This window comes from Microcoleus sp. w2-18bC1 (genome assembly GCF_036700365.1).
Taxonomy (GTDB): Bacteria; Cyanobacteriota; Cyanobacteriia; order Cyanobacteriales; family Microcoleaceae; genus Microcoleus.
In genome coordinates this window covers 52,875-63,967 of sequence record NZ_JAUBOS010000032.1, presented here as the reverse complement: position 1 = coordinate 63,967, position 11,093 = coordinate 52,875, and the positions used below count along the sequence as shown (strand labels likewise).

At 43.0% G+C, this 11,093-nt stretch carries 10 protein-coding genes; all 10 read left to right on the top strand.

Going from position 1 to position 11,093, the window contains the following annotated elements; translation table 11 throughout:
* On the top strand, window positions 1-290 hold a 290-nt coding region (locus QT979_RS17565), incomplete at its 5' end, for a hypothetical protein (protein WP_333311236.1).
* Between the two features lie 110 nt (window positions 291-400).
* Complete coding sequence (locus QT979_RS17560) at window positions 401-730, top strand: hypothetical protein (RefSeq protein WP_333311235.1); 330 nt, start codon at window positions 401-403, stop codon at window positions 728-730.
* Between the two features lie 639 nt (window positions 731-1,369).
* Window positions 1,370-1,531 carry a hypothetical protein gene (locus tag QT979_RS17555; RefSeq protein ID WP_333099039.1) on the top strand — a complete coding sequence of 54 codons (162 nt, stop codon included), beginning with the start codon at window positions 1,370-1,372 and terminating at the stop codon, window positions 1,529-1,531.
* 304 nt (window positions 1,532-1,835) lie between these two features.
* The gene (locus QT979_RS17550; RefSeq protein WP_333311234.1) at window positions 1,836-2,348 is read left to right on the top strand and encodes a hypothetical protein; all 513 of its coding nucleotides are present in this window, start codon (window positions 1,836-1,838) and stop codon (window positions 2,346-2,348) included.
* Window positions 2,345-3,031 carry a hypothetical protein gene (locus QT979_RS17545; RefSeq protein WP_333311233.1) on the top strand — a complete coding sequence of 229 codons (687 nt, stop codon included), beginning with the start codon at window positions 2,345-2,347 and terminating at the stop codon, window positions 3,029-3,031. The genes QT979_RS17550 and QT979_RS17545 overlap by 4 nt, the downstream gene beginning before the upstream one ends.
* An 895-nt stretch (window positions 3,032-3,926) precedes the next feature.
* A complete protein-coding gene (locus QT979_RS17540; protein ID WP_333311232.1) occupies window positions 3,927-4,328 on the top strand; it encodes a plasmid mobilization protein in 402 nt (133 codons plus the stop codon).
* Window positions 4,329-4,393: 65 nt separating this feature from the next.
* Window positions 4,394-6,067: a relaxase/mobilization nuclease domain-containing protein gene (locus tag QT979_RS17535; RefSeq protein WP_333311231.1), complete on the top strand. Its 1,674-nt coding sequence runs from the start codon at window positions 4,394-4,396 to the stop codon at window positions 6,065-6,067.
* A gap of 471 nt (window positions 6,068-6,538) precedes the next feature.
* On the top strand, window positions 6,539-8,248 hold the full coding sequence (locus QT979_RS17530; protein WP_333311230.1) for an SNF2-related protein: 1,710 nt from the start codon (window positions 6,539-6,541) through the stop codon (window positions 8,246-8,248).
* 19 nt (window positions 8,249-8,267) lie between these two features.
* On the top strand, window positions 8,268-9,308 hold the full coding sequence (locus QT979_RS17525; RefSeq protein ID WP_333134554.1) for a hypothetical protein: 1,041 nt from the start codon (window positions 8,268-8,270) through the stop codon (window positions 9,306-9,308).
* A gap of 933 nt (window positions 9,309-10,241) precedes the next feature.
* Entirely contained in the window at window positions 10,242-11,075 is an 834-nt protein-coding gene (locus tag QT979_RS17520; RefSeq protein ID WP_333311229.1) for a DUF6602 domain-containing protein, read from the top strand.
* Window positions 11,076-11,093 lie beyond the last annotated feature (18 nt).

The window sequence follows — 11,093 nt, the reverse complement described above, 5'->3', positions numbered from 1 at the left end:
TCTCGAAGCAGGAGTGGGAACAGCCGACAACAAAAGCAGTGACAGAAATCGAACTCTCGAAGCAGGAGTGGGAACAGCCGACAACAAAAGCAGTGACAGAAATCGAACTCTCGAAGCAGGAGTGGGAACAGTCATTTGTGCCTCACGCCCCATTGGAATCAGAGCCAGAACCGGAGTTGCCAATCTTCACAGCAGATACTGAAGCGCATCAGCTTGATTTGCTGCCAGATTTCAAGCCGCTTTCAGACTCCGACGGGAGATTTTCGCCTGAATCTGAAGATTGGGTTTAATCCAAGAACACACTGCGAGCCTTGTCCAGTCTAGGCTTTCGTCTCTCTGTATCGATCTTGGCTCTTAGTCAGCTTCACTCCAAATAAGTGAGTTATTCCCATGAAAACATTTGTCGAATTCCAGCAGACTTATCTGTTCGCGACTCGCACCGTCGAGAGAAGCCGCCATCAATCGCATCATGAACAACCGCGAGCATCAAATATCTCCGGCGAAACTCGCAATCGCCACCGCAAACCGAAAACTTGAAAATTTAGAATCTTCGCGGATAGTGTTCCAAAGAAGAGCTGAGTACGAACAGGAACCGTCCGATGTGGGGGAGTTGCGGGAGGAATTGACCGCCCGTCGCAGCGACTGGTGGCCGCCTATCAACTTCCTGAAATTACACCCTCTAAACGCGAGAAGCGGCTGCTGCGACCGAGCAAGTCAAAGAATTCGTTGAAGGCGTGATTCTGAGTTTTAGTACCCAATCAATAATCAGGTGGAATCCACCTGGGGGGGTGTTGACGGGGTGACAAGCAGATTGAAAGCAAAGGTGCGTCAAGGTTTTGAGTTGAGTGACCAAGCGAAAAGATACGCTTGCTGTAATTCAATCCAGATGCAGCAACTTGACTATTAATTCAATCCAGATGCAGCAACTTGACTATTAATTCAATTCAGATGCAGCAACTTGACTATTAATTCAATTTAGATGCAGCAACTTGACTATTAATTCAATTCAGATGCAGCAACTTGACTATTAATTCAATTCAGTTTTTGTTAAAAACGCTAAAAAATCACTAATTGTTGTGCGCCCTAAAGTCAGGCATTTGCAGTATAAAGTCAGGCGTTTGCAGTATAAAGTCAGGCGGAAAGCAGGTATTTGCAGGGGGTGCACTTTACCTGCATTTACCTGAAAATATCCTGCAAATGCCTGACTTTTTCGGTCAAATTACTGCTTTTTTGTGCTGTTCGTGTCTTGACCTGTTGAGGCTGGTTTTGGCTGTTCTCAATCGGTAGCAAGCAATGGTTTTGCGATCGCAAACCCTGACTAATATATGCAGACAAAAAATAATGCACCCTGATGAATGGGGAATCCTAGGTGTTAAGTAGCTTGATTTTTACCCGATATTCGACTGTGCCGATTGCTCACATTGCTCCTGTTGTTGTGGCGGCTTTTGTGGCAGCACTGGCATCAATTGCCGCAATTTTTCCATCGCGCCTGGGTAGCGATCGCTCAAAAGCTCGCTCTCTTGTAAACTAAATTTTATGCCTGATAGGAAGCTAGGGAAAAAAGTTAGGAGCAGTGGTAGCAATAGCAATGTTGGGAGATATATTTATACCGATACCGGTAAAGGAAAGTTCCGGCTAAGCTTTCTGAAACTTATAGTGCGATCGCTCCTACCTACAACGGCTTCAAGCGGCCGGGGCGAGCGCTGTATTGGCTACATGGCTCACGCCCTTCAACAATCGCCGAGCGGTAAATTAAAGTCGCCACACCTTAATTATTCGCTATTCGCGAATGTAGAATAAAGGAAACAAGGAAACAATGCACGAGCTCATCCGCTATGCTAAAACCCCAAGATATCCTTGCAATACTCAAAGTCCACAGTTGGGATTCAACGAACTGGACATACAGTTCTCTCGCTCAAAGCTTGGGAATGAGCGCATCAGAGGTTCATGCTGCCCTTGAGCGTTCTGAAGCTGCCGGTCTGTATTATGGCTCCGAGCGGAAAATTTTGAAGCAAGCGGTGTTGGAATTCTTGGTTCACGGGTTGCGCTATGTATTCTACGCCCAACCAGGTCCCCTCTCGCGGGGACTGCCAACTGCACATTCTGCTGAGCCATTGAAAAGCAAGCTGGTTGCCTCGCCATCTGAGGTTTACGTCTGGCCTGACCCGAAAGGTGTCGTGAGAGGGCAGGCAATCGCGCCTCTGTACCGTTCAGTCCCCCAAGCTGCCAGTAACGATCCAAAACTTTATGCCTTGCTCAGCTTGATTGACGCTATTCGAGTTGGTCGGGTGCGGGAGCAACGTTTAGCCGCTAGCGAACTTGAAAAGAGGATCGTCGCTGCTCTATGAACCCGCAGATACTCATGCTGGAAATAGTTGCCAGGGTACTCTCTCAAGTACGCACTACCATCGTCTTCACAGGAGGAGCAACGATATCCCTGTATCTGGACGAAGTGGCGGCTCCTGACATTCGACCTACCGATGATGTTGATTGTGTTGTCGAAATCATGTCCAGAGCTGAATATTACAACTTCTCGAACTTGTTGCGAACCCTTGGGCTTCAAGAGACTACAGAATCAGGTGCACCCCTATGTCGCTGGCAGTATGAGGGCATTTCCATTGATGTCATGCCATGCGATGAATCGGTGCTGGGGTTTTCTAACCGCTGGTACAAGCCAGGTATTGCTAATTCTATTCGCTACCAACTTCCAAGTGGTAGGCAAATCCTAATTTTTTCAACGCCTTACCTCCTCGCCTCCAAAATAGAAGCTTTCATTGCTAGAGGTGGGGGTAACTTTTATTTTAGTTCTGATATTGAAGACATCGTGGCATTGCTTGACGGGCGTTTTAGTTTGTTAGAGGAAGTGCAACAAGCTGACTATGAAGTGAAAGCATTTTTATCAGGATGGTTTCGAGCCGAGCTGGAAAATCTGTGTTCCATCGCGCCTGCTTTCCTCTCGTCCGCTGCTAAAAATTCAGGTCGCACTCGCTTACTCTTGCAAAGAATTGAAAGGCTGGCGATAGTAGTTTAGTAGTTAACTGCTAGCAATAGACAGCAGCGGACACTCGATCGAGGTAAGCCTTACACTCGCGAACAGCCTCAACGGAACGCAAAAACCAGATAGTCCAGCCTCAGCTTTATTGCTGGCATAGTGGGTACTACACTACAAAATCACTTCTAAAATTTTAGCTACCTGCCAATTTCCTCACACTTGCTCAACTTGATTCTTAATTCAACTTAAATACTGTAACTTGACTATTAAATCAATTCGGATTTTGTTAAAAACGCTAAAAAATTAGCTAATTGTTGTGTGCCCTAAAGTCAGGCAAGTGCAGTATAAAGTCAGGCGTTTGCAGTACAAAATCAGGTAAATGCAGGTATTTGCAGGAACTGCACTTTACCTGCATTTACCTGAAAATATCCTGCAAATGCCTGACTTTTTCGGTTAAATTGCTGCTTTTTTGTGCAAGGACTGCCTTTGCTGGTTGAGGTCGGTTATGGCTGTTCTCAATCGGTAGCAAGCAATGTTTTTGTGATCACAAACCAGACTTTTACGTGCAGGAAGAGAAATAATGCACCCTCCTTTTACGGAAGCCTAACCGTAAGGTCGGGTTTAATACTTTCTTTAGCTTTAATGACAATTGTAACTATTTGTACTACGATTTAAGCTGAATATTCTATAGCTCTAAGAAATTAGAGGGAGAAAATGCTTCAAAAGCAATTCAACAAGCTCATCACTTATTCAAGTGCGATCGCACCTAAATCCACTATTCTATACAAATAAAGAAAATTATAGTCAGTCTCTACCTTAATAAACTGTCTAAACAGCCCTCTCCAATTGGAGGGGATAAAATCACCTGACTAGGGGTTTTTAATTACAGTTGTTAACTTGTATCTTGGCAAGAGGTTTTTACTGATTAAAAACTATGAAAACTTTATCGGAAGCAAAACCTAGAGAGCTGCTATCCAACCATATTCACATTCGCCTCACTGACTCTGACTACAATCAAATCAAAGCAAGAGCAGAGCAAGTCAATTTGAGCATGAGCGACTTCATGCGGCGTGCAGCTTTGAGGAGAACCATGCCGCGCCCTCTAGCTGCATTTGACTTAAAAGCCTATCAAGTGTTATGCAAGATTGATGCCCAACTTAGAATTGCAGGAAACAACCTCAATCAACTTACTAAAGCTTGCAATAGTGCTGTGGCATTGGGAGAACCCGTTGTTGTCAATACAGGACTCTTAGAAAGCGTACAGCAACTCATTCGAGAAAACGGGAAGGCAATTAAAACTATAGTTGCAAACCTCGCCAAATCTACAATACGCTAATTATTAACAAGCCTGGGCTTTACCGCCTGAGCAATCGATTCTGTGCAACTGACGGCTTTTCGGTTATGATTGGCAAACAAATCAAAGGTACAGGCTTTCGAGGCTGTCTGAACTACGTGCTGGGCAAAAAAGACGCTGCTCTAATTGGCGGTACTATGTGCGGACAAACTCCTGAAGAATTGGCTGCTGAATTTGGCATCGCCCGACAACTAAGACCTAACCTGAAAGTAGCAGTTTTTCACGCCACTTTATCTGTCGATAGCACCGAAAAACTAGAAGATTCTGAAGAAAATGACCAGCGCTGGCTGGCGATCGCAGCCAACTACATGAAAGCGATGGAATTTGACAACAACCAGTACGCAGTTGTCAAGCACAGCGATACAGAACACGACCACATTCACATAGTCGCCAGTCGCATTTGCCTAGATGGAGGTGTTGTTGACGATAGCTGGGATTATTACAAAAGCCAAGAAACTATTCGCCAACTCGAACGGAACTACAGCCTGGAAACTGTTACACCCAGTTGGGAAACAGACAAGCGAGCTCAGACTACAGGAGAACACAGGCAATTAAAAAGCAAGGGAAACAAGAGCGTCAGGGTGCAATTGCAAGACCTAATTGATGAAGTTACCCAAGACAATCTAAGTATGCCAGAATTCGTTGAGCGGTTGCAGCAACAAGGCGTAGAGGTGCAAGTCGGATTGACTCGAACTGGAATCGGCTTCAGTAAAGGCATTTCTTACAATTTAGATGGAGTCGCTTTAAGTGGTACTCAGTTGGGTAAAGCCTACACTTTTTCTGGATTGCAGAAGCATCGAGGCGTTAGCTATGACCAAGGGCGAGATAACGCCCTAATTGAGGCTTTAATGCAGCCACAACACTTAGCGAACGCCCCTAGCGAGGCAGAGAAAAATGAGCTAGAGTCGTCACAATCCGAGCTAGAAACAACCGCACTTGCAATTCCTGCCACAGCAAATGAGTTAGAGTTGTCACAATCCGAGCTAGCAGCAAGCGCACCTGGAACTCCTGCAACAGCAAATGAGTTAGAGTTGTCACAATCTGAGCTAGAAACAACCGTACCTCCAACTCCTGCAACAGCAAATGAGTTAGAGTTACAATTATCAATCCTGCCTGAAAGGAATGAAACTCAGTGGCAAAAAGTGCGATCGCATCTAGCAGTCGAGTACAGTTTACCTTTAGAATTGCTCGATTTATTGCACTCTCATTCTTGGCTGTATGCCGGCTCAGAAAAGGCTGTCTTTACGGCACGGACGCTTGACGGGGAAGCCAGCTTCGCTTTTGTTCTCGATGAAAGAGGCAACTTTACTACAACCCATCCCCTGTCATCTGAAGCTGCTTTCTGGGTAGCCACTACTGGAGAAATTGAGCGAGCTGTGATTGCGTGTAACCCAATCGAAGCCCTTTCAATTTTGCTTATTGAACAGGAAAATAACCAGGATAACTCTGCAATAACACCACCCACAATTTACCTAGGAATTGAACGAGCTTCACAACTGCCTATACAATTCTTACAAGAACTCGATAGCGTTATTATAGCGATCGCCGAAAATTCTCAGCTCGCTCGAAATGCGCTTGCGCTGCTACCGAATGCAGAACTTGTTAATCCACAGTCAAGTTGGAATGATATCTGGATACAATTAATTGAGCAAGAAGAGCAAAATATTCAACCAAATAACCAACCTTATAAACAGCGCATCCAAGACATCGAACTGGATTAATTGTTGCTACCTTAAATTTGTCTAGAATTTAAACAAAGTGCTTAGGTTCATAAAATCAATCAATATGTTTGATAAAACCTGTTGATCAATACTTCGGACAGTTTTTTAACGGCCCAGCACCGCCGAGGGCGAGGAAGCCCTGCCATTTTTTACGCATTTTCTGAAACGAGTGCGCGCTTACTTAAACCTTGAAAAAATAGTCCAGCATATAGCCAGTAAGGGTTTCGGAGACTCGACTAGAGCTAAAACTGTCCTCCGTATTGCTTATGGGACAAGGATTATGTCTCACCACTACTTCCGTATCATTACCAAGCATCATAACGCTTGCTGTACAATAAAGGGTTCTAGCCGTGGGTCGCCCGTATTCTTAGCCTCAAACGCTAAGGATAATGACTACACTTATTACCTAGCAAAGCTTTTAGGCTAGCGGACAGGTCTGTTTAGCAGACCAAGTAAGGAAAAACTATAAATATGGAAAAAAACTATACATTTCAATTCAATCCTTCCACTGCCTTAGAAGCCCTGAAAGCTGGTAAATACGACCCGCTTAACTTCTACGAAGCGCGTTTAGACCTGTTTAACCTCTCGGTAATGGCAGACTATGACCAACTCATTTGCCTACCCACATTAACTGCTATCGACAAATACTGGTATCAGATTGAAACAGCCCGAAAAGTCCTCAGACAAATGGGTGGACGGGCATTACTAGCGGATGAAGTCGGATTGGGTAAAACCATTGAAGCGGGACTAATCATCGCCGAATACTTAGCTAGGGGGATGGTAAAGTCCATCCTAGTGTTAACTCCGGCATCCCTAGTTTCCCAGTGGCAATCAGAGTTAAGTGACAAATTTAATATCGCTACTATCACCACAGATAACCGTGACCCACAACAACCGATAGACGAATTTTGGACAAATAATCCGCGAATTATCGCTTCATTAAACACGGCTAAGTCTGCTAAACATTATCTTCACGTCACCAGTCGTACTTGGGATTTGGTTGTTGTCGATGAGGCACACCATCTAAAAAATCGCAGTACCCTCAACTGGAAACTGGTCAACGCCCTCAATAAGCGGTTTATCCTCATGCTTACTGCTACGCCAGTGCAGAACTCCCTTGTGGAACTGTTTAATCTGCTAACCCTCCTCAAACCGGGACTGCTACAAACAGAAGCCGCTTTTAAAAAAGAATACGTCAATTCCAATAATGGACGAGTCCCTAAAAATCCCGAAAAGTTACGCACTCTGATGCGGGAAGTTATGGTACGAAATACCCGCGCCCTAGTAGATGTCAAACTGCCCAAACGCTTCGCCACCACAATTACCGTTACCCCGGCAGCCGGAGAGGAGAAACTTTACCAAGACTTGAGCAAGTATCTACGTTCTTCAGAGGACAAACTAGACAGACTCTCCCGTACTAATTTGCTAATGCGAGCGGGTTCATCCCCTAATGCTTTAGCTGACTCCCTCAAGCAACTGACTATCCGCCTACCCGATGAAGAACTGAAGTCTTTAGCTGCACGAGCATCCCAAGTCAAGCAGGTCGAGAAAGCAAAAACCTTAGTAGAGATGCTCTCCAAATCTCGCCAGAAAACCTTAGTTTTCACAACCCATAAAGCAACTAGCACCTATTTAGCTAAAACGCTGCAAGCGGAAAATATCCCCTTTGCAGAATTTACTGGCGGAATGTCCCTTAAACAGAAAGATGAGGCTATAGCCGCATTTCGGGATAATGTTTGTGTACTCTTAGCATCGGAAACAGGGGGAGAAGGACGTAACATCCAGTTTGCTAATGCGATCGTTAATTATGACCTGCCCTGGAACCCAATGAAAATTGAACAGCGCATTGGTCGTATCCACCGCATCGGACAAACCCAGGATGTTTTTATTTTTAACTTCTGTCTCAAAGGCAGTATCGAAGAGTATATTCTGCGGATACTGCACGACAAAATTAATATGTTTGAACTGGTAGTCGGAGAAATTGAAACAATTTTAGGCAATGTGGATGATGAATTTGACTTTAGTGAAGTTGTCATGGATATCTGGCTTAAGCATCAAGTTAAACCCGAATTAGATCAAGCCTTTGAGCAATTGGCAGATAATTTGTTGAAAGCCCAAAAACAATATGAGCAAATTCAAGAACTGGATGAACAGATTTTTGGCGAAGATTTTGAAGCTTGAAAAATTGATTTGATTAAATATGTTATCAGACCCAATAATTACTACTTTAGAAAAAATTGTAGCTCTCCATGACGGAATAGCTGAACCGGCTGGGGAACACGTTTTAAATGCGCTGTTAAATGAAAACATAGCCTCGTTACTTTCTCTACCAGAAGAAGTAACTTTTACAACTATCACTGATGTACCTCAAAGTGTTTTTGTTACTTATCATTCAGAAGTATTAAATAAATTATCTGAACTATTAGCTGTCAAAGGGCAGATTAGTGCCTTGGGTGTAAAATTTGATGGCTATCTAAAAGCTACGGGATTTGACAAAAGCATACCAGAGAGATTCAAACCTCAAAATGGGTTAATTCGTTTTGTAGATGCTAAACCATCAACCACTCGCTACATTTTATGTAATGTGGCTTACACAGCGAATGCCGAAGAAAAAAGGATTGGTCTAGTTTCGTTTATTATCAATGAAATAACAGGAGTAACACCAGTACAAATTGGGGATGCTTTATTTTGGGAGTCTGACAGAATGGATGTGGATAATCAAGAAACACCATTTTCTATTCCTTTTGATGAGTTGTTGAAGTTAATCGAACATCAAAGTGGAATATTGATTGGAAAATCTTTAGATAATTGGCAGGCTAAATTAACAAGAGCAAGAGCTAGGGATGAAGAAAGACTCAAGGATTATTACAACACGATTAGCTCTGGGATTCGCCACAAGATTGAGTTAAAAAATTTGATTGGTGATGAATTAGACAAAGAATTAGCTCGAATTGAAGCTACTAATAGAGAGCTAGATCGAAAATTGTTAGATATCCAAGAGCGTTATGCAATGAGTGTAGAAGCTTGGTTGCACAGTGCAATGATTATCCATCTACCTACAGTACATATTCAATGTGAGTTGCAAAGAAAGAAAACGAAACGGACTGTAACAATAGTTTGGAATCCGTTCACTAAAATTATTGAACCTCTTTGCTGTGAATTATCAGGAGAACCTGTTTACGATTTCTATTTAGATGATCTATCAGCTAAAATTATCTCCCCGACAGTTTGGACTAGATAGGGGTATAGCCGAGATACGGGCTTTCCGAGGACACGACGTAAAGTTTTGTAACAATGCCGCTTTTCAATGTCCCTTCCGCCTAAAGAAGCTGCCAACACTCAGTCAGCTAGAGCAGAGTAGTATTACTACTCTGCCCTCGTACAGACCCAAAAAGCGGAAATCTTTTACTGCTAAACATTTCAGGCTTTGCTACTTCAAGTCATTTTGTCTTATATTTACAAAACTTTACGTCATGTCCTATTTTGCGCGTATCTCGGCTATACCCCAAAAAGCACTCGATTACAGGTTTCCAGGTTTGAAGCACTTAGGAATGAAAAATAAATAAGGTGACTAATAGAGCAAGAGTTTACCTTGGATCAAGGCTTCTGGGGTTTAATTGTGCAAGTTATTAATTTTTCATTCCTTAAGAGTTATCCACAGCCTAAAGATTTTATTTTTTAGGAAATACCTGGGTCTTTAGTGAGAGCTATTTTGGCAAGAAAGTATATGCAAAGGAGAGGAAAAATAAATGTTGTATCAAAAAGCACGCGATTACAAGTTTACATTGTTAAAGTGATTAAGGATTATTCACAGCTTTAAGCTTTAGTATAAACAATTTTTATTCCACCAATTTTTTTCCTATCCTTACCCGTGGTTTAAAAGCACTACAGCTAGGCGGAAATAGTCACATTTCCCACCTATGACTTGAAACCGCTATAGCCAGTAAAGCTTAAACGGCGCTGTTTAATAATTCGATTTTAATCCCTGAGAGGGTTTTAGGGTTTTTGTGGCTTAACCGTTATAGCCACAGTTAGGCTGAACCTGTCCAGTTTCAATCCCTGATAGGGTTTTATGGTTTTTGCGGCGTTGAAGAAATTCATAAATACCTTGGTAACAGAATTACAATATTGAGCAACGAGTAGTCACGCAAGCTTAGCAAAGTAAGGGGGATATATGTCAGGTTTTGATCCAACACAGTTCGTTAATCGCATTGGGCGAAAGCTTGTAATGGAGTTCGCAGATGCAAGCGATGCTGGTACGCCTGGACTGATTGGTAGCGCGCGCGAACATCCAGCACGTGTGCAACTTGTGAAATTATTACCAGCTTATGTATCTATAGGAAGCGGTTTGCTAATCGATAGCTATGGTGAGCAGAGTAAACAACAAGATATTGTTATGTTCGAGCGTGACTTTTGCCCTGTCTACTCAATTAATGACACTCCGGATGCTACCTATTTTCCAATTGAGGGCGTTATTGCAAACGGTGAAGTAAAGAGTTCAGTTGATAAAGGGGTTTTATTCAATGCATTAGATAATATTAGGTCAGCTAAGTTGCTTCGCAGGTATGCTCACAAGACTGATGAAGGGCTAGGATCTCTTGCCTCCTTTAGAAATTTTGGGATGGCCGTTCCCTTCGCCGCCACACCTAGCGATGAATTCAATCAAGATCGCAATTTTAGGGATCAGATTTATAGCTTTATTCTTTGTAATTCGTTTACCTCTAGCCCAGATGCAATTTTGAAAAATCTCGTGGAATACGAACATCTTCACGGACACAAATGTATGCCTAATATCATAATATCTCTGAACGACGGATTCATTCAGGGTATGCAGTCGAACAACATGAGCCTACAGTTTTCATTGCTCACATCTGATAGTTTCTCATTTGTGCCAGCTTTAGATCGGTGTTTTGCGTACTTAGTCAATCAGCTACAACAACATGTTCGCGAAGCTCGCACTGTCCCGCTTCAAGCACTTGACCGTTATATGACAATACGGTTCACTTAAGGCTGAAAAAGTAGTAAA

Excerpts from the sequence above, each read along its gene's own strand:
- QT979_RS17550 (WP_333311234.1), top strand. The coding sequence starts at position 1,836 with ATGCTAAAACCCCAAGATATCCTTGCAATACTCAAAGTCCACAGTTGG.
- QT979_RS17545 (WP_333311233.1), top strand. The coding sequence starts at position 2,345 with ATGAACCCGCAGATACTCATGCTGGAAATAGTTGCCAGGGTACTCTCT.
- QT979_RS17540 (WP_333311232.1), top strand. The coding sequence starts at position 3,927 with ATGAAAACTTTATCGGAAGCAAAACCTAGAGAGCTGCTATCCAACCAT.
- QT979_RS17535 (WP_333311231.1), top strand. The coding sequence starts at position 4,394 with ATGATTGGCAAACAAATCAAAGGTACAGGCTTTCGAGGCTGTCTGAAC.
- QT979_RS17530 (WP_333311230.1), top strand. The coding sequence starts at position 6,539 with ATGGAAAAAAACTATACATTTCAATTCAATCCTTCCACTGCCTTAGAA.
- QT979_RS17525 (WP_333134554.1), top strand. The coding sequence starts at position 8,268 with ATGTTATCAGACCCAATAATTACTACTTTAGAAAAAATTGTAGCTCTC.
- QT979_RS17520 (WP_333311229.1), top strand. The coding sequence starts at position 10,242 with ATGTCAGGTTTTGATCCAACACAGTTCGTTAATCGCATTGGGCGAAAG.